This window comes from Mycolicibacterium brisbanense, from assembly GCF_001570425.1.
Lineage (GTDB): Bacteria > Actinomycetota > Actinomycetes > Mycobacteriales > Mycobacteriaceae > Mycobacterium > Mycobacterium brisbanense.
The window spans coordinates 26,087-43,916 of sequence record NZ_BCSX01000002.1 but is presented as its reverse complement, the minus strand read 5'-3'; the positions used below and the strand labels follow the sequence as shown (position 1 = coordinate 43,916).

Below are 17,830 nucleotides of genomic sequence, written 5' to 3'. Positions count from 1 at the left end.
AGCAGACAAGGTTTGCTGATGAACGTTCAGGCGGTCAGCCACAAATCGACGGATTCACTGGTGAAGACGTTGAGCAGCGTGCTCCAGGCGTCGGGTCCGAGCGCCGTCTTCACGTGTTTGTAGTCGGTCAGGACGAACCTGAACTTGCCGTTGTCGGGGGTACCGAACCCACCGCGCAGGCAATCGGCGAGCGCGTCGAAGTTGGAGCCGAAGTAGCCGCCGTCTCCATTGACAGCGCGGCCGATCTCGGTGAACAGGTCGGCTTTGGATGTGACCGCGGCCCCGTCGATCCGATAGGTCTTCACGTGCCTCCGATCCGGCAGAAGCTCTGGTAGTGGTCGCCGGTGTAGTAGAACTCCGGCGGATGGTTCAGCGGCTGCCCGCCGGTGACGATGCGGCGGGCGCCCCGATTCTTCGCGCCCGGTGTCGGCACCGTGTACTCGTGGTAGTAGCCGCGTTCGTGCTGCGGCAGGACGCGTTCGAAGTTGCCGAAGACCACGCCGTCGTTTTTCGGATACGGGAATGGGCCGCCGGATTCGATGAGCTTGACGGTCTGCCCGGCTTCCGGCGGGAGCCCGTTGAGGTTGCAGGTGCCGTCGGCGGCCTTGGCCGCACTGGTCGTGGTTGTGGTGACCGTCGTCGTCTTGGTGGCCGTGGGTGCGCTGTGACCGCAGCCGGCCACCAGCCCGATCAGCACCACTGCCATCGCTACCCGCCGCACCGCCACGACGCTAGCAACAAATCCCGGGTTACCGCAGAACCTCATGGCACGATCGTTACTCGAGTGAACAGAACGCCCCCTTCCGAACAACCCCCGTCCCGCCGCGCCGTATCCGCGAGTGGCCGGAAGATGGCGTCCACCAAGCAATTCCGACCCGATATCGAAGGCTTGCGCGCCGTCGCGGTACTGGCAGTCGTGCTGTATCACGCGGGTGTGCCCGGGTTCGGCGGCGGATTCATCGGCGTCGACATGTTCTTCGTCGTCTCCGGTTTCCTCATCACGGGGCTGCTGTGGCGCGAGGCCGGCCAAACCGGCACGGTGCGGCTGGCGTCGTTTTATGCCGCACGGGCCCGGCGGCTGTTGCCCGCCGCTGCGGTCGTGCTGGTGGCCACCTCGATCGGTGCGGTCGCGCTGCTGCCGCCGCTGCAGGCGCGTGGAGTGCTCGGCGACGCGATCGCCAGCGCGCTCTACGTCGGCAACTACCGGTTCGCCGTCGAGGGCACCGACTACCTCGCCGCCGACACCCCGCCATCTCCGCTGCAGCACTATTGGTCTCTCGGTGTCGAGGAGCAGTTCTATCTGCTGTGGCCGGCACTGATCATCGGCGTGGCGTGGCTGGTGACGCGGTCCGGGCGGAGCACCCGCTCGGCCACGCCGTACGCACTGGTGCTGTTGGCCGTGACGGGCGGATCGTTGGCGTTGTCGTTGGCCTGGACCCAGACCATGCCGCCGTGGGCGTTTTTCTCGCTGCCCAGCCGGGCGTGGGAGCTGGCGGTCGGTGGCCTGGTCGCGTTGACCGCGGCGAGTTGGCGGACGCTGCCGCCGGTGTGCGCGGCAATCGCCGGCTGGGGCGGGCTAACCCTGATCTTGGTGACCTGCACGCAGATCCGGGCGTCGGAGCCCTACCCCGGCACCGCGGCACTGCTGCCTGCGCTGGGCACCGCCCTGGTGATCGGTGCCGGCTGCGCGATACCCACGCTGGGAGCGGGGCGGCTGTTGGCCCTGCCGGTGATGCGCGGCATCGGCCGGGTGTCCTACTCCTGGTACCTGTGGCACTGGCCGCTGCTGCTGTTGGCGCCGGCACTGTTCGGTGGCCCACTCGGGCTGGGTGGCCGGGTGCTGATGGTGCTGATGTCGCTGGGCCTGGCGGTCCTGACGCTGCACCTCATCGAGAATCCGGCCCGGTTCGCCGCGGCACTGCGCGCGTCGGCGTGGCGGAGCCTCGCGGTCGGGGCCACCGCGACCGGCGTCGCGGTGTGTGCCGGTCTGATCCTGCTGGCCGTCCGGCCGGTGCCGACCGGGTCCGGGCCCGCGGCGGTACCGGTGGCCGCTGTGCAGGCACCCGCGCCGGGGCCCGCACCGAAAATTCTGACGCCTGCCGAACAGCTGCGGGCCGCCGTGGCGGCGTCGGCGAACCTGCGGGCCGTGCCGTCGAACCTCTCGCCGTCGCTCGGCAACATCACCAAACCGGAGGTTTTTCTCAACGGCTGTGTGTTGTCGTGGAAAGACCTGACCCCGCCGGAATGCGCCGCCGGTCAGGTGAATTCGAAGACCACGGTGGCGCTGATCGGCGATTCACACGCGGGCATGTGGTACCCGGCACTGGAACCCGTTGCGCGGCAGCGTGGCTGGCGGTTGGAGACCATGGCCAAGGTCACCTGCCCCGTGTTGAAACTGCCGATCATCAGCCCGTACCTGGGCCGCGAGTTCTCCGAATGCAAGCAGTGGCGGGCCACCGTGCTGGCCCGGGTTCAGCAGGAGCGCCCGGCGCTCGTGGTGGTCGACATGGTGCGCCGCTACGGTGCCGACTTCGGTTTCACCAGCTATGACCCGGTGTGGCTGGATTCGTTGACGCGGTTGGTCTCCCAGTTGCGCGGTACGGGCGCCAAGGTTCTGGTGCTCGGTCCCGTTCCCGATCCCCATGACACCGTGCCGACGTGCCTGTCGGCGCACATGAACGACGTCGGTGCCTGCACGCCGCAACGGTCGATCGCCATGAACGACACCGGCATCGCTGCGGAGGCGGCGGCCGTGCAGGCCGGCGGTGGGCAGTACGCGAATCTCGGGGAGTTCTTCTGCACGGCCGACCGCTGTCCCGTCATCATCGGCAACACCATGGTGTTCCGCGACGACAACCACATCACCACCGAATACGCCCAGCAGCTCAGCCCCGTCGTGGGCGGCCTCGCCGAGAGCGCGCTGGCGCGCAACTAATAGCCGCTGAGCACGGTCCGCAACTGCCGTAGCGCATCTGGCCCGGCTTGGCTGTGCCACCGTGACGGGTCCGCGGGGCGGCGGCCCCACAGCAACAGGGCGCGCACTGCCGGATCGCTTTCGATGGTGGCCTCGCCCTCCTGCGGCACCATCTCGATCGTGTTGCCCTCTGCGGTCGCGACCACTCGAATGTCGTCGGTTCCCGGGACACGCAGGCGACCCTCGATGCGGCCGTCCGGGCCGAGATCCAGCCCCGTGGTTCCCCGGGCGAGCAACGGGGTGCCGACATCGAAAACGCTGTGCTCGGTCATCCAGGGCTCGCACAGGGACTGCGTCGCCGTGGCGTCGTCACCGGTCATGTCCCAGCGGTGCAACACCATTTCCTCGCGCATGTGTTCGGCGAAGAAGCCGGGTGTCACGGTGCGGCCGGTCCATTCGATCGGGGTGTCGGCGAGCAGTTCCGCGGCGCCGGCCGCGCAGACCTCGACGAGCTGCTCACATCGGGTGATGAACGCCGACCACAGTTCGGCGTCACCCATATTGTGGTAGGGCCCTTCGCGTTCTTCGAAACTGCGCGTCGGCACCGGTTCACCGAGGATCCGGCCACCCAGCACGCGGGTGAATTCCTCAGCGTTGCCGGTGTTGTGAATCAGCACATCTCGTACGGTCCAACCCTCACACCAGGTGCCGGCATCCGGGCGGCGGGCCCGTACCGCCTGCGCAAAGCCCTCCCACTCGGGAAGGAGCGCATGAACATCGTCCGAAACTGTGCCTGTCACCATCTCGGCGCCTACCCGTTTCGCGGCGTACCCAAACCCTCAGCAGTGCATCGCGGGAAATTCGTTGCGGTGCTGTTCGACCCAGTCGCCGAGCTGGTTGATGGCCGCGACGGCGGCATCATAGGTGCCGCCGTCGGACTGGGCAGCCAGTGCGACGCCGAAGGTTCCCGCCGGGCCGGTGACCGTCGCGAGCTGCCGGACCAGGTAGGCGCCGTCGACGCCGGGGCCCCAACCGCCCTTGGCGGCAACTCCATCCACTCCGGCGAGTCCCCACTGTTGGTCGGAGGCCAGTTTGTGCATGTCGTCGAGCACGGGTCCGGCCCCGGCCAGGCACGGCAAGCGAGCGGCGAACGCGGCCTGGGCCTGCATCGCCCAGTCCGTCTGGCCGAAGGCGCTGTAGCCGTCGCGCACTCGTTGGGATTGCACGACGGTGCCCATGTCCTTGCCGTCGCGCAGGACCGCCTCGACCGCGTGAGACGCCGCCACCGGATCGCCGAGAATGGACCAGAGCTGCTCGGCAGCAGCGTTGTCGGACTGCATGATCGCCTTGTTCACCAACGCACCCGCCCGCTCGGGCGCACTGCGCAACGCGGCGATGGACAGGGGCACCTTGATGGTCGACCACGCCGGGCCTGCGGACCAGTTGCCGAACAGCCGGGTACCGCCCGCCGACGCGACGGCGACACCCACAGCGGCGGGGATGGTGGCGGCGAGGGCCGCGAAACTCTCACCCAGAGTGTCGACGGGCGCGGCTGCGGGATTCGGCGGAGCCCCTGCTGGTTTCGGGTCCGGCGACGGTGGGGACGCGCAGCCGGCGACGACCACACAGCAGACCACGACCGCCGCCAACGTGTTCCGAACGCCGCTAGAAGAGATAGACACGTGCGTTCTTCCCGCCCGTGCAGGTGATCCAGCCGTCGCCGCCGTTGACGCCGCAGGTCATCACGAACTTGTCCCCCGCGCATTGGCTGCCCGTGGTGGTGCAGGGCACCGTGCCCGCCGCCTCGACGGTGCGTTGGTCCTTGCTGGGACTCGGATATTCAGCCCAGTAGGACTCCAGGACGCTGCGCGCCAGAAAGCATGACGTCTCCGGGGTACCGCGCCCGGCGCGGGTCGCCCAGCCCTGCTGACCCGGAAGTTGAATGCCCGCACCGCAATCCTCGTTGCGGGTATCCGGACCCGGAACCAGTGGCGGCTTCGCGGTGGCCGTCTGGGTGCGCGATGTCGACGTTGTCGTGGTGGTGGTCGAGGACGGCTTGCTGGTTATCGGGGTCAGCGATCCGCTGGTGGTCGACGACGTGATGGACCCGCCGATGATGTTGACGGCCAGCACAATCGCACTCACGACGACCACCAGCACGACCGCCGACAGGATCCACGGCAGCGGGCTCCGGCCACGTTTTGCGCTGACCGGCGAGATGGCCGGGCCCGAGGACTGCGGCGGAGGTGTCACCGGGATGCTCGGGCTCGACCACCCCGACACCACGAGAGGTGGCGGGACCGCGCGCTGCGGAGGCGGTTCGGCACGCGGTGGTGCGGGCGTACGCGATGGTGCGGGCGTATGCGGCCGCGGCGGTTCGGCCACCCGGGTCGGCGTGGTGGGCGGGTCCACCGTCGTCAGGTCCGGTAGCACCGCACCCATCGCGAAGGCATCGGCGAACTCCGCGCATGAATTGAACCGAGCGCCAGGGTCTTTCGCCATCGCGCGAATCAGCACCGAATCCAGCGACCGCAGCTGCGGATGGGTGTCGGAGAGCATCGGCGGCGGGCTGCTGAGCCGTTTCGCAATCACCACCGCCGGATTGGAGTGCGCGAACGGCGGCGCCCCCGTAAGAAGGTGGTAGGCCGTCGCCGCCAGCGCATACTGGTCGGCCCGCCCGTCGAGGGGGTCGTTGGTCAACTGCTCCGGCGCGGTGTAGGCCACCGATCCCACCGCGGTGTTGGTGGTGGTGAGCCCCGTGTCGTCATTGGTTGCGCGCGCAACACCGAAGTCGGCCAGCATGATTCGGCGCTGGCCGTGATCGGGGTTGGTCAGCAAGATGTTGGACGGCTTGACGTCGCGATGCAGCAGCTGACGCTCGTGTGCGTAATCCAGCGCAGCGGCCACCGCATTGATGAGCTTCGCGACCTCGGTGGCCGGCATGCCGTCGGGATACTGGTCGCGCACCAGCCGCGCGGCGTCGGTGCCGTCGACATAGTCCATGGCGATCCACAACCGGCCCTCGAATTCACCGCGATCGTGGACGCCGACGATGTGCGGATGCCACAGGCGCGCCGCCAGATCCGCTTCCCGCGTGAACCGGGCCCGGTATTCGGCGTCGCCGCTCATCTCGACAGGCAGAACTTTGAGCGCATCCTCACGCGGGAGCCGCGGATGCATGGCCAGATAGACCTCACCCATGCCACCCGAACCCAACAGCCACATCACGGTATAGCCCGCGAACTTGGCCCCCGCACCTAACGGCATGTACGGGAGCCTAGTTGGCTGGCCAGGTCGGCACGCCCGGATGGTGGCGACCTGGGCCCTGCTGTTGTAGTGCTACTTCGACGATGCTCCGGCCTTGGCCTTGTCCGCCGTGTCCTTGGCGCCCTGCGTGGCTCCGGCAACGGTCTTCTTGACTGCGTCCTGTCCCTTCTTGGCGATGTTGTTGAGGTTGTCGCTCGCCTCCTTGGCGGTATCGCTGATCTGCTTGGTGGCGTTTTTGGCCGTGTCGTTGATCTGCTTGACCGATGTGTTCACCCGGTCACGCGCGGTATTTCCCGAGGTGCTGAGCTTCTTGGTGTTGTCGGTCGCCTTGGAGGTGGTGTCCGTCACCGAGGACTTCGGCTCGTCCGCAGTCGAATTCGCGGTCGTTGTGCCGGTATTCGTGGTCGACGACGGGACCGACGGGAGAGACAACGTCTTGGCCGACGGCAGAGTGGGCAGCCCTGTCTGCGGGGTGCTGGTGACGGCCAACGTTGACGCGGTCGCTTCAGGCTTCGTCGCGCCCGGCAGGTTGTACGACGCGTTCGCGATCGCCGCGGTCAACTGCTTGACGAAGTTCGCGAACCCGTCGGCCCACGAACCGACATTGTTGTTCAGGTAATTGGTGAGCTGCGCTCCCAACGGTGCGGCCGTTGCGTTGAAGACCGGTGTCAGCACTGAGTCCGACAGGGTCTTGCCGACATCTGGAAGTCCGAGCAGGTGGGTGATGCTATCGGTTTGGGTCGGAACGTCGAGGCCCAGGTTCAGCACGTCCGCCGGAATCAGCCCGTCCGGAGACTGCTGTGTCGGTGCGGTACCGACCTGGAAGTGCGGCAACGCCCCGATCGTAAAGAGCGACGGCAGAGTAAAGCCGAATCCTGTGGTGCCGGCATTGACCGAACCCAGCGAGTACACGATGGGCAGAACTCCCAACGGCGTGGTCAGCAGGCCCACGGTCTGCCCGCTGTTGAAGTTGAACCCATTGGTGCCCACATAGCCGGCCTGCAAGGTGTTCAGGCTGGTGTAGCTGACGCCGAGCAACGGAATCGCGAACGACTGCAAATTCGTGCCCAGCAAGGTGGAAACACCTGTGGCAGTGGGCAATACGAGCCCAGGCGTAGCGACGGTAGCGAACGTGGCGAGGTTCAGCGGCAGCGCCACTCCACCCGCGAAAATCGGGATGGCCACGACCGTGTCGGTGGTGGACACAACAGAACCGACGATAGGCAAGGTCAGATCCAGGGGGCCGACATCCAGCACCGGCATGGTCGCCAACCAGCCGATCTCGCCACCCAACGGGAATTTGTAGTCACCGGCGCCTGACGGATCCCAGACGGTTAATGACGGGGTCTTGATGATGTCGAGCGGCCCAAGGATGCCGTCAAGCTTTAGCTTGTCGACGAGTGGCAGATTGCCTACAGAAAGACCACCGATCGTGAGAGTGCTGAGGATGCTGTTGACGAGCGCAGTGCCGGTCAAACTGGGTATTTGTGCAAACAGATTGTTGATATTCGTCTGGCCGCTCAGGCCGAGCAGCGCCCAGTTGTAACTGGACTCGTAGCTGGTGTCTGTGACCTGAAGTCCGGGTATCAGACTGCCGAGCGACGGAAGCCCGCCGACCAGCGGAATTTGGCCAAGCTGCCCAAGCGCTGTGTTGACAAGATCGAGGGCGTCGGTGCCAACCCCGGTAAGCAGCGACAACGGCGCAAGGGCGACCTGGAGTGCTGTCGTGAGATCGGCGGCGTCATTGGCGGGGAGACCAGGAATGGCACTGAGGTCAGGAGCCTTCAGGCTGTTCAGCACTGCAGTCAACGCCGCAGCGAGACCTTGTGTCGTCAGCAGATCCTGCTGTGTCGTCCCCGCATCGAACGTCGGCAGCCAGCCGGCCGGAAATGCCGATGCGATCGGATCCCACGCGCCCGCCGCAGCGCCACCGAAGTTCCCGGCCGCGAACAGAATGTTGTTCAGGCTGTCGGACGAGTCGGTGATGATCTGCGTGTAGTTGGGGCCCGTAGCCGCGCTCAGTGCCACATCCCGGCTCACCACGGCGGCGTTTGCCTCGGCTGGCTGGGCAACACCGACGGTCAGGGCTGTGACCGTTGCCGTCGCTGCACCGATAGTCGCGATCTTCGTCGTCCGCTGCTTCGACTTGCGGTGCTTAACGGCCATATGACCAGTCCTTTCGGGAACCATCTCAGGTTGCTCTCAGGCAACCTAGCACCCCGGTGATCTAGATCACTACGATTGCTAAGGAAAATTTTCGTTCATGTTGGAAAAGAAGAGTCTGCTCGCCGCTTTCCGATCGTTTTCGCGTCTGCCAGTGAATATGCCGAGCCGATTTTGTGCGGACGCAACTGTCAGGGACTGCCACATCTACGTAAGCGTCAATTGCTGCCAGCTGACTCACAGATTGGCGGCAAACCCGCTAGCCGATCTCACCTCACGCTTGCGACCTGCGGGTTCTCGACAGCAAGCTGCCGCACGGCGGTCCCTGCTGCCGTATCGGTGTGCATCGAAGCGCGTACCGCGGCCGGGCGACCCGACGGCAAAGGTGCCGTTAGCTGATGGCGGTCAACAGTTTCGTCACGACCGCAGCGACGTGAGAGGCGTAGCTCCCACCGAACAGCACCACATGCGCCAGCAACGGGTAAAGCTGATGCAGGCCAACCCTGTCCTGCCAGCCATCCTGCAGTGGATGCACCGACTCATAGGCCGCCAGCACATCCCCCAGATGCGGGCAGCCGAACAGTGCCAGCATCGCCAGATCGGTCTCGCGGTGCCCACCGTGCGCGGCCGGATCGATCAGCACCACACCGCCGGGCGTCCACATCACGTTGCCGCTCCACAGGTCACCATGCAGGCGAGCCGGGCCATCACCGTCGTCGAACCGACCCGCGCGGCACAATGCCGCCACCTCGGCCAGGCCTCGACGCGTCGAATCATCGAGCCGCCGGGCAGCGAGCTCGCCCATCGGCCCCAGCCGCTCGTCGGCATAGAACTCGCCCCAGGAATCGTGGTGGGTCAACGACATCGGCAGAGGCTCGGCCATCGGACCGAAAAATCCAGCGCCGGCGTAGCCGTCGGGCCCAGCCCCGAACGCCGGAGCACCGGCGTCGTGGGTGACCGCCAGGCCTCGGCCGAACTCAGACGCCGCGCGCGCCGACGGGGTCACCGACTGCAACCGTTGCAGCGTCAGCGATGTCGCATCATGCGCCAGGACTCGGGCGCACGGCACGCCGCCGTCCACGGCGAGCCACCGCAGTCCAGCTGCTTCCGCTTCGAAAAACCCTTGTGGCGCCGCCGGATTGCGCTTGACGAAATGTTCCATCAAGCCCGGCCAGGCACGCCGAAGACTCGTGCCACGATCCGATCCCGCACTGCCGCAGGCGTGTTCCGCATGACGGCGACCTGGACCTTGGTGCCCAGCCCAACGACATACCGGGCCCTCGGCGTGCGAGCGGTGAGCGCCTCCTCAACGACCGCAACAACTTTCGCCGGTGGCACCGCAAGCCTTTTCGACACGGGGATGAACTTCTTCATGCCCTCGATGTGCTTGGCGTAGAGCGCGCGCTGCGCGGGCGGTGTCGCGGCCTCCACTTCCACCACCATGTCGTCGGCCTTGCGCCACATGTCGGTGTCGGTCTGCGCCGGCTCGACGACCACCACGGGTATCCGCCAGGGCCGCAACTCGATTCGCAGCGCCTCCGCACCGGCCTCGAGCGCGAATTTCGATGCCGCATACGCGCCCAGCATCGGCGACGACAGCTGACCGTTCACACTCGAGATGAAGATCACCCGTCCGCGGGACTCGCGCAGCTTCGGCAGCACGGCCCTGGTGACCGAGAACTGGCCGATCACGTTGACCTCCAACTGTTTACGCCAGTCATCGGAGGACAACACCTCGACCGGACCGGCCACCACGATGCCGGCGTTGTTCACCACGGCATCCAAGCGCGGTGGCAACGCGGCCTCCAACGCATCGATATGCGCGGGATTGGTGACGTCCAGGATCACCGTGGAGACGTGATGCGGATCGATCGCGGCGACCGACGCCGCATCGGCTTCCGAACGCACTCCCGCGACGACGTCCCACCCGTTGGCGGCCAGGTGCTCGACAATGGCCCTACCGATTCCACGGGCTGCACCGGTGACCAGAACTGAAGGCATATCGGCGAGGGTACTGCGCGGCGCGACCGACTACGAGCCGACGGGATCGAGGTCGATCCGGATGGTCAACAGGTCGGTACCGGCGACGCGCACGCCCACGCTGTTGAGCCCGCCGAGGAGGTCGAGCCGCTTCGCCGTGTCGTCATCAGGTAGCAGTGTGGCGGTGCCGGAACGCCATTGCCCCCTCAGCCGCAACCGGACGTGGGGATCGGCTTGAATGTTGCGGACATAGTCGGAGCGGTACCCGTGTTCGGACACCAGCCAAAAACTGTCGCCCTGGCGTCGGCCCCCGATAGCCGTCAACCGAGGTAAGCCGCTCTTGCGCCCCGTGGTCTCCAGCATGGTCAGGTTCGACGAACGTCGCGCCAGCGGGTTCACGACGAATCGCTGGCCGGTGCGGACGAGTCTGAATTTCAAGGACTTTATGTCGACCATGTCGTGCCTCTCCATTGGATAGCTGTCACTCGCGTGGGAGACCTGGCGGAACTCCGCCAACCGTACCGTAGGCCCATGTTGAATCAGCGGTGACAGAGACTCGACATGGCGGCGTCAATGCCGTTGGGCGGCAACGACGAAGTCAGGTGCCATCGGCGCTGCCGCGGAACCCGCGAATATGCGGGAACACGCACTGCGGCAATATGATTCGCACAGCTGATACATAGCTCGTGCTCACCTGGCACTGAACTTCGAGGCCGAGCGCTGCCGATTGCCTGAAAGTTCGCTGCGGCTGTCCGCCGTCGCAGTTTAGAAGCCCACGACGGTGTCAATGTGGAGTCCTGTGCCCGCGGTGACATCACGGCGGGGGGTCGGGGAGAAAGAGTCACCATGAGTGTGAAACGCATAGCCGGTACTGCGGCGGCTGCTGCAGGCATCAGCGTGTCAGCGTTCTTGACGGCAGGGCAGGCCGCGGCAGCGCCGCAGCCCTGCGATCAGGCCAATGCCGCCAACTGCCAGCCGGGACCGGGCGGCAATGGGGGCGGTCCGGGCACCCCGCCGCAGGCGCCGAACAACGGGCCGCAGAACCCGCGCGGCAATCCGCCTCAAGGCCCGCAGGGCAACGCACCGCAGGGTCCTCAGGGCAATGCACCACAGGCACCCCAGGGCAACCCGCCGCAAGGACCGCAGGGGAACGCACCGCAGGGTCCCCAGGGCCGCGGCCCCGAGGGCAACCCGCCGGCGAACGGTCCGCAAGGCCCGCAGAACAACGGTCCTCAGGGCCCACAAAACAACGGCCCACAGGGCCCGCCCAATAACGGGCCTCAGAACAATGGACCCGACAACCATCCCAACGGCCAAGCTCCCGGCGGCCGGTTCGACCGGGGCAACAACCAGGTCGGCGGCCCGAGGGACGCTCCGCACGGGTTCAGCACTCCGGGCAACGGTGCGCCGCCTCCGCCGCCCGAGCGCGGTCCGGGCTGGAATGACGGTCCTCCGCCCGGCGGGCCGCCGCCCAATTGGGACGGCCCCGCTCCTGCCGGCGGCTGGAACGGCCCGCCGCCTCCCGGTGGCTGGAACCGCCGCTGGGACGGACCCGACCGTGACATCGCCAGGGCCCGAGTAGATTTCGGCCCGTTCAACTACAACGGCTACAACGCGATACCGATCTTCAACCCCGTGTTCGGGGGCTGGGGCTTCTGGTTCTTCGGTGTGTGGATCCCGCTGTTCTGACCTGCACGACGCGGCGGCGTCGGAACTGCGCGCACAACAGGCAGTTCCGGCGCCCTGCGGATGACCTATCGGGCTCTACAACTCTCAAGGAGATGACATGGTCACACGCGTTGTGATGATCGGCGTGGCAAGCGCAGCGGTCGCGGCGTGCGCCATCACCGGATGTTCGAACAGCAGCTCCACCGGCACATCTGCCACCACGGCCAACAACACGTCCACCTCGGGTTCGACATCAGTCGGCGCCGCCAGTGCTTCTGGCACCCCCACGGTCCTCGTCGACGGTCAGCCCCAGAATGTGTCCGGACCGGTGACCTGCACCGCCGCGGAATCCGACATCAATGTCACGCTCGGCGACGCCAGTTCCGGTGTGGGCGCGGTGATCAGCAATGACTCGCCGCCGGCCGTGCATTCCGTAGGACTCGGCAACGTCAACGGTGTGACGCTCGGCTATGCCGACGCCGCGGCAGGCCACGGCAATGCCTCGGCCACCAAGACCGGCAATTCCTACAAGATCACCGGCACCGCCGTCGGCTTGGACGCCTCGAATCAACAACAGGTGACCAAGCCCTTCGAGCTCGACTTCACCTGCCCGTAAGCCGCACAGCTCGGTATTGACCTGGCCGATTCTCGAAAGCCTGTCCCTTTTCTGAAAGCGAGCTTCGAACTCGCTGAGTACGCTCCCCACGATTCGCTTGGGCCGCACGGGCCCCGGACCTGAACGTGAGGAGATCACCGTGTTGAAGAGGATCGCCATCGCCGGTGCGGTCGCGCTGGGTGCGACGCTGGCCAACGTGTCCGGTGTGGCACACGCCGACGACATCCTGGTGGTGGGCTACGACGGCGTCGAGGAGTTCTACTACACCGAGGCGGACTGCCGCGCTGACGGTCCGAACGTGCACCTGCAGATCAATGACCACGCATATCCCTACTGGTACTGCAGGATTGGCGATGATCGAGGTGACAACGTGCACTGGTACCTCTGGAACTCCGACACACCGAACTAGCGGTTCGTGCCGTCGGTTCGGTAAGCGGCCGGCGTCATGCCGACGCGCTTTTTGAACGCCGTCGTGAAGTGGCTGTGGGTGGAAAAGCCGACAGCTGAGCTGATTTCGGTGATCGATTGTTCGGTGTTGCACAGCAGATGCTTAGCCCGGGCGATGCGACGGTCCAGGATGAACTGATGCGGCGTGGCGTGAAAGGCCGCGGTGAACGCCCTGGTGAACACGCTCGGCGTCATCCCCATCCGTTCGGACAGCGCGGCGATCGACAGGTCGTCTTCCATGCCGTGCTGATCGATGTAGTCCAGGAGCGCGGTCTGGTCATGTTGGGTCAGTGGGCGGCCAGGGCGTGCCCCGGGCGGATTCTGCACGGTGAACAAATCGATGACGTGCAGCCGCAGCGCGTTTTTGAGCGCATCGGCGAATAATCGCGCCGCGGCGTCACGACGCCGACGCAGTTGGTGGATGCGGTCGAGCAGTTGCACGGTCAGTGATCCGCGGGGTTGGACCAATGGTTCGGTCGCTGTTGCGTCGAATGGCCTTGGCGGCAGCTCCATCTCGCAGTACTCGGTCATGGGTCCGTGGCCGACCGCGAAAGACCGCTGCGCCACGGGGATCACCCAGATGTCGGCAGATGTCAGGCACATCGGACCGGCGGGTCGACGCCGACTGCGCCTCAACTCGCTGAGATCCGGGCACACGACGATGCGGTGCGGCGCATGGGTGGCCCACGCTTCGTGGGCGATTGTCGGCGCCGTCGCGAACGTAGCAACGAACCACGCGCGAGACCCGGTAGCTGCCTCACGGCGCGAATCAACAACGGGTGGGTCGAACCGACTCACTGCGAAACTCCTGAGGTTGGGGAGGATCTCCTGCCAACCCGGAGGTGTCTGTTTCTGTCTTGGAGACGATGTTTCGCGTTGAACTCGGGCAGAACATGTCTACCGGATCACGGTTGCGATACGCAAGTTCGCAGCAACTCCCCGCGATCGCCTGGGCCGCCTGTCGACCGTATGTGCGCCTGAGTTGAGCAAACACACTCGGGCCAATCGGTCCGCAAACTGTGTCTTTCGAAAATCGCCGCCAAATCTCGAAAGCGCGTCGGCAACCGCTTCGCTAGAGATCAGCCGCGGGCACGCAGGATCCTGCCCGCGACTAGAGTTTCGGCATCTGGCGATCAGAGCAGTCAGCCCGGCGCCTGGGTGCAGTACGTGCTGCGTGCGGCGCGGACGGCAACGGCGGCCTGCTCGGGCGTCGCGCCGTACTGACCCACCATGGCGTCGATCGCGTCCTGGGTGTGCTGCCCGGTGTAGAGCAGCCTGCAGATCTGTCGGCCGGCCATCAACAGCTGATCGTCGTCGCCCGGGAAGACTCCACGGGTGGCGTTCAGGTAGCGGTAGTCGACGTCCGTCAACGGGATGGGCCACGCTCCCGCCGTCGCACCTGTGGCACTCAGCAACGCTCCGGCCGCCAGCACGGCAGCACCAATTCGGACAATTCCCCTCGTCATGGCCATCAGGTTAGGGTTTGGAAGCTCACCCCCGCAATCATTCGACCGATTTGACCGCAAACATCGGCCACATCTCGTCGGCCGCGCTTCGCCTTGACCGTAACAGTTGTTTCATATATTGGTTGTGCAATGGGCGGGAACATCATTCAGTGAAGGCTTGGCGCTGGGTAGCGATCGTCGCCGGCCTGATCGGTTTTGTGCTCAGTGCACTGACCCCCATCCTGCCGGTGGTCCAGACGACGGCGACACTGAACTGGCCGCAGGACGGCCGGCTGGGCAACGTGACCGCGCCGCTGATCACGCTGACGCCGGTATCGCTGACAGCGACAGTCCCGTGCGCAGTGGTGCAGCAGATGCCGTCCGACGGCGGCCTGATATTCGGCACCATCCCCGCTGACGGCAAAGACGCCGGCCTCAACGGACTGTTCGTCACCGTCAGCAAGGACCGCGTCGACGTGCTGGTGCGCAACATCGTCGTCGCCACCGTCGCACGCAGCGATGCCACGCACTGCCGTCGGATCGACATCACGTCGTCACTCGACGGCACGTTCGCCACCTTCGTCGGGCTCCCCGGACCCGACGGCGCCGATCGGCGGACCGGCTACGCCGACCCCAACCTGCGGCCACAGATCGTCGGCGTGTTCACGGACCTGAACGGCCCTGCGCCCGACGGGCTTTCGGTATCAGCGACCATCGACACCCGCTACACCACCTCACCGACACCGCTGAAGCTCGCGGCGATGCTGATCGGGATGGCGGCCACCGTCATCGCCCTGGTGGCGCTGTGGCAACTCGACCGGCTCGACGGTCGCCGGATGCAGCGCTGGATCCCCACCCGGTGGCGCACGTTCACCTGGGTCGACGTAACCGTCATCGTGGTGTCGCTCTACTGGTACATCGCCGGCGCGGGTGCCTCCGACGACGGCTATCAGATGCAGATGGCCCGCGTCGCCGGGCATGCCGGGTACATGTCGAATTACTTCCGCTGGTTCGGCAGTCCCGAGGACCCGTTCGGCTGGTACTACAACCTGCTCTCCGTCATGACCCACCTCAGCGACATCAGCCTGTGGATCCGGTTGCCAGATCTGGTCTGTGCCCTGGTGTGCTGGCTGCTGCTGTCCCGGGAGGTCCTGCCTCGGCTGGGGCCCGCGGTGGCGGCGAGCCGACCGGCGCTGTGGGCCGCGGCGTTCGTGTTGATCGCAGCGTGGATGCCGTTCAACAACGGCCTGCGGCCCGAGGGACAGATCGCGGCGGGCGCGCTGATCACCTACGTGCTCATCGAACGGGCTATCATCTCCAGTCGAGTCACGCCGGCGGCGCTGGCGGTCGTGACCGCCGCCTTCACCCTCGGCATCCAACCGACAGGGCTGATCGCGGTGGCAGCGCTGGTGGCGGGCGGGCGCCCGCTGTTGCGGATCTTCGTGGCCCGGCACCGGGTGATCGGCACATGGCCACTGCTGGCGCCGCTGTTGGCCGCCGGTTTCGTGGTGCTCACGGTCGTGTTCGCGGACCAGACGTTGGCGGCGGTTCTGGAAGCCACCCGAGTGCGCACCGCGATCGGCCCCAGCCAACCCTGGTACACCGAGAATCTGCGGTACTTCTACCTGGTGCTGCCGACTACCGACGGTGCGCTGTCGCGACGCTTCGGCATCCTGATCACGATGGCGTGCCTCTTCCCGTCCATGGTGTTGTTCTTGCGCCGCAAGAAGATTCCCGGGGTGGCGACGGGCCCGGCATGGCGGCTGATGGGCATCATATTCGCGACCATCTTCTTCCTCACGTTCACACCGACCAAGTGGATCCACCACTTCGGGTTGTTCGCGGCGGTCGGCGCCGCGATGGCAGCGCTGGCCACCGTGCTGATGGGTCCGACGATCGTGCGGTCGGCGCGCAATCGGATGGCCTTCCTCTCCGCCGTATTGTTCGTTGTCGCACTGTGTTTCGCGTCTACCAATGGCTGGTGGTACGTGTCGAGCTACGGCGTTCCGTTCAACGACAGCACACCGCATCTGGGGCCGGTCACCGCGAGCAGCGTGTTCTTCGGGCTCTTCCTGCTGACGGCGTTCTACGCGGCGCTGCTGCACATCATGCCGGCGACGCGACCCGAACCTCGCTTCGTCCGCATGCTCACCACCGCGCCTGTTCCGGTGGCGGCCGGGGTCATGGTGATCGTCTTCGTCGCGTCCCTGACCATCGGCATGGTCCGCGAATACCCGACATACTCCAACGGCTGGGCCAACATTCGTGAACTCAGCGGAGGCTGCGGGCTTGCCGACGATGTGCTCGTCGAACCCGACCCCAACGTCGGGTTTCTGACGCCCGAGCCCGGCAGCTACGGCCAGCTGGGCCCATTGGGTGGCGATGCGCCCGTCGGTTTCAGCCCCGACGGGCTACCCGAACACATTGTGGCCGAGTCAGTTTGGCAGACCAACACACAACCCGGCACCGACTACGACTGGGCGGCGGCACCCGCGCTGCCCTACGGCCTTGACCCCGCGCGGGTTCCGGTGCTGGGCAGCTTCACCGCCGGGCCGCAACAACCCAGCAAGCTGACCTCGGCGTGGTATCGGCTGCCCGCCGCCGACGACGCGCACCCGCTCGTGGTGGTGACGGCGGCGGGAACCATCACCGGCAACAGCGTGCTCTACGGCCACACCGAAGCTCAGACCGTGGCACTGGAATACGGGCGGGTCGACGCCGATGGTAAGCCGCAACCGGCCGGCCGGATCACGCCATACGACATCGGGCCCCAACCGTCGTGGCGGTCCCTACGGTTCCCGCGCGCACAGATTCCCGCCGACGCCGACTACGTTCGCGTGATCGCCGACGACCGTTCGCTGAACCCCGGCGACTGGGTTGCCGTCACCCCGCCCCGGGTTCCCGAATTGCGCTCGCTGCAGGAGTATCTCGGTACCACCCAGCCGATCCTGCTGGACTGGATGGTGGGCCTGGTGTTCCCCTGCCAACACCCGATGCTGCATGCCAACGGAGTGACCGAGGTACCCAGATACCGCATCTCACCGGACTATCCGGCCAAGCTGCAGAACCCCGACACCTGGCAGGAAGGCCGCAACGGCGGGTTGCTCGGCATCTCCGATGTGCTGCTGCGTGCCCACGTCATGCCCACCTATCTGTCCCGTGACTGGGGCCGCGACTGGGGATCGCTGCGCAAATTCGACACCGTCGTCGACGCCCCGGAAGCCCGCATCGACCTCGGTACGGCGACGAGGTCTGGGCTGTGGTCACCCGGGCCGATCCGGATCGAGCCTTAGGCTCCTCGCTTCGGACCACGAGCGGCGCGCTGGGACT

General features: G+C 66.2%; 16 protein-coding genes. 5 read left to right on the top strand and 11 right to left on the bottom strand.

Features of this window, described 5'->3' with window-relative positions; all coding sequences use genetic code 11:
• Positions 1-26: 26 nt before the first annotated feature.
• Positions 27-305 (bottom strand): barstar family protein, encoded by a 279-nt coding sequence (locus RMCB_RS00585; protein ID WP_062827198.1) that lies wholly within the window; start codon positions 303-305, stop codon positions 27-29.
• Positions 302-706, bottom strand: coding sequence for a guanyl-specific ribonuclease (locus RMCB_RS00580; protein ID WP_036423481.1), 405 nt, complete (start codon positions 704-706; stop codon positions 302-304). Before RMCB_RS00580 ends, RMCB_RS00585 begins: the two co-directional genes overlap by 4 nt.
• Before the next feature lie 144 nt (positions 707-850).
• On the opposite strand from RMCB_RS00580, the gene RMCB_RS00575 reads away from it, so the two are divergent.
• Positions 851-2,935 carry an acyltransferase family protein gene (locus RMCB_RS00575; RefSeq protein WP_084388325.1) on the top strand — a complete coding sequence of 695 codons (2,085 nt, stop codon included), beginning with the start codon at positions 851-853 and terminating at the stop codon, positions 2,933-2,935.
• Here RMCB_RS00575 and RMCB_RS00570 read toward each other — a convergent pair.
• From RMCB_RS00570 to RMCB_RS00540, 7 genes are all read right to left on the bottom strand, one after another.
• Positions 2,932-3,717: a maleylpyruvate isomerase N-terminal domain-containing protein gene (locus RMCB_RS00570; RefSeq protein ID WP_062827196.1), complete on the bottom strand. Its 786-nt coding sequence runs from the start codon at positions 3,715-3,717 to the stop codon at positions 2,932-2,934. The two genes, RMCB_RS00575 and RMCB_RS00570, sit on opposite strands and share 4 nt — an antisense overlap.
• 36 nt (positions 3,718-3,753) lie before the next feature.
• Positions 3,754-4,449: a hypothetical protein gene (locus tag RMCB_RS00565; protein WP_062827214.1), complete on the bottom strand. Its 696-nt coding sequence runs from the start codon at positions 4,447-4,449 to the stop codon at positions 3,754-3,756.
• Positions 4,450-4,579: 130 nt separating this feature from the next.
• Positions 4,580-6,181: a serine/threonine-protein kinase gene (locus tag RMCB_RS36885; protein ID WP_062827195.1), complete on the bottom strand. Its 1,602-nt coding sequence runs from the start codon at positions 6,179-6,181 to the stop codon at positions 4,580-4,582.
• 72 nt (positions 6,182-6,253) lie between these two features.
• Complete coding sequence (locus RMCB_RS00555; protein ID WP_062827194.1) at positions 6,254-8,347, bottom strand: hypothetical protein; 2,094 nt, start codon at positions 8,345-8,347, stop codon at positions 6,254-6,256.
• A 388-nt stretch (positions 8,348-8,735) separates the two neighbouring features.
• Positions 8,736-9,506: a fructosamine kinase family protein gene (locus RMCB_RS00550; RefSeq protein WP_062827193.1), complete on the bottom strand. Its 771-nt coding sequence runs from the start codon at positions 9,504-9,506 to the stop codon at positions 8,736-8,738.
• Positions 9,506-10,345, bottom strand: coding sequence for an SDR family oxidoreductase (locus RMCB_RS00545; RefSeq protein WP_062827192.1), 840 nt, complete (start codon positions 10,343-10,345; stop codon positions 9,506-9,508). The genes RMCB_RS00550 and RMCB_RS00545 overlap by 1 nt, the downstream gene beginning before the upstream one ends.
• 30 nt (positions 10,346-10,375) lie before the next feature.
• A complete protein-coding gene (locus tag RMCB_RS00540) occupies positions 10,376-10,780 on the bottom strand; it encodes a nitroreductase/quinone reductase family protein (RefSeq protein ID WP_062827213.1) in 405 nt (134 codons plus the stop codon).
• A gap of 390 nt (positions 10,781-11,170) precedes the next feature.
• Between RMCB_RS00540 and RMCB_RS00535 the strand changes: the two genes are divergently transcribed.
• The 3 genes from RMCB_RS00535 (at position 11,171) to RMCB_RS00525 (ending at position 13,017) form a co-directional block, all read left to right on the top strand.
• Positions 11,171-12,013: an MAP_0585 family protein gene (locus RMCB_RS00535; RefSeq protein WP_063979556.1), complete on the top strand. Its 843-nt coding sequence runs from the start codon at positions 11,171-11,173 to the stop codon at positions 12,011-12,013.
• Positions 12,014-12,110: 97 nt separating this feature from the next.
• The gene (locus RMCB_RS00530) at positions 12,111-12,608 is read left to right on the top strand and encodes a lipoprotein LpqH (RefSeq protein ID WP_062827191.1); all 498 of its coding nucleotides are present in this window, start codon (positions 12,111-12,113) and stop codon (positions 12,606-12,608) included.
• Between the two features lie 139 nt (positions 12,609-12,747).
• On the top strand, positions 12,748-13,017 hold the full coding sequence (locus RMCB_RS00525) for a hypothetical protein (RefSeq protein WP_062827212.1): 270 nt from the start codon (positions 12,748-12,750) through the stop codon (positions 13,015-13,017).
• Here the strand turns inward: RMCB_RS00525 and RMCB_RS00520 are convergent.
• Positions 13,014-13,853: a helix-turn-helix transcriptional regulator gene (locus tag RMCB_RS00520; RefSeq protein WP_131805474.1), complete on the bottom strand. Its 840-nt coding sequence runs from the start codon at positions 13,851-13,853 to the stop codon at positions 13,014-13,016. The genes RMCB_RS00525 and RMCB_RS00520 overlap by 4 nt on opposite strands.
• A gap of 344 nt (positions 13,854-14,197) precedes the next feature.
• Positions 14,198-14,521 carry a DUF732 domain-containing protein gene (locus tag RMCB_RS00515; RefSeq protein ID WP_109784127.1) on the bottom strand — a complete coding sequence of 108 codons (324 nt, stop codon included), beginning with the start codon at positions 14,519-14,521 and terminating at the stop codon, positions 14,198-14,200.
• A gap of 149 nt (positions 14,522-14,670) precedes the next feature.
• Between RMCB_RS00515 and RMCB_RS00510 the strand changes: the two genes are divergently transcribed.
• A complete protein-coding gene (locus RMCB_RS00510; protein WP_305802434.1) occupies positions 14,671-17,793 on the top strand; it encodes an arabinosyltransferase domain-containing protein in 3,123 nt (1,040 codons plus the stop codon).
• Positions 17,794-17,830 lie beyond the last annotated feature (37 nt).

Excerpts from the sequence above, each read along its gene's own strand:
- RMCB_RS00580 (WP_036423481.1), bottom strand. The coding sequence starts at position 706 with ATGGCAGTGGTGCTGATCGGGCTGGTGGCCGGCTGCGGTCACAGCGCA.
- RMCB_RS00575 (WP_084388325.1), top strand. The coding sequence starts at position 851 with ATGGCGTCCACCAAGCAATTCCGACCCGATATCGAAGGCTTGCGCGCC.
- RMCB_RS00570 (WP_062827196.1), bottom strand. The coding sequence starts at position 3,717 with ATGGTGACAGGCACAGTTTCGGACGATGTTCATGCGCTCCTTCCCGAG.
- RMCB_RS36885 (WP_062827195.1), bottom strand. The coding sequence starts at position 6,181 with ATGCCGTTAGGTGCGGGGGCCAAGTTCGCGGGCTATACCGTGATGTGG.
- RMCB_RS00555 (WP_062827194.1), bottom strand. The coding sequence starts at position 8,347 with ATGGCCGTTAAGCACCGCAAGTCGAAGCAGCGGACGACGAAGATCGCG.
- RMCB_RS00550 (WP_062827193.1), bottom strand. The coding sequence starts at position 9,506 with ATGGAACATTTCGTCAAGCGCAATCCGGCGGCGCCACAAGGGTTTTTC.
- RMCB_RS00545 (WP_062827192.1), bottom strand. The coding sequence starts at position 10,345 with ATGCCTTCAGTTCTGGTCACCGGTGCAGCCCGTGGAATCGGTAGGGCC.
- RMCB_RS00540 (WP_062827213.1), bottom strand. The coding sequence starts at position 10,780 with ATGGTCGACATAAAGTCCTTGAAATTCAGACTCGTCCGCACCGGCCAG.
- RMCB_RS00535 (WP_063979556.1), top strand. The coding sequence starts at position 11,171 with ATGAGTGTGAAACGCATAGCCGGTACTGCGGCGGCTGCTGCAGGCATC.
- RMCB_RS00530 (WP_062827191.1), top strand. The coding sequence starts at position 12,111 with ATGGTCACACGCGTTGTGATGATCGGCGTGGCAAGCGCAGCGGTCGCG.
- RMCB_RS00515 (WP_109784127.1), bottom strand. The coding sequence starts at position 14,521 with ATGACGAGGGGAATTGTCCGAATTGGTGCTGCCGTGCTGGCGGCCGGA.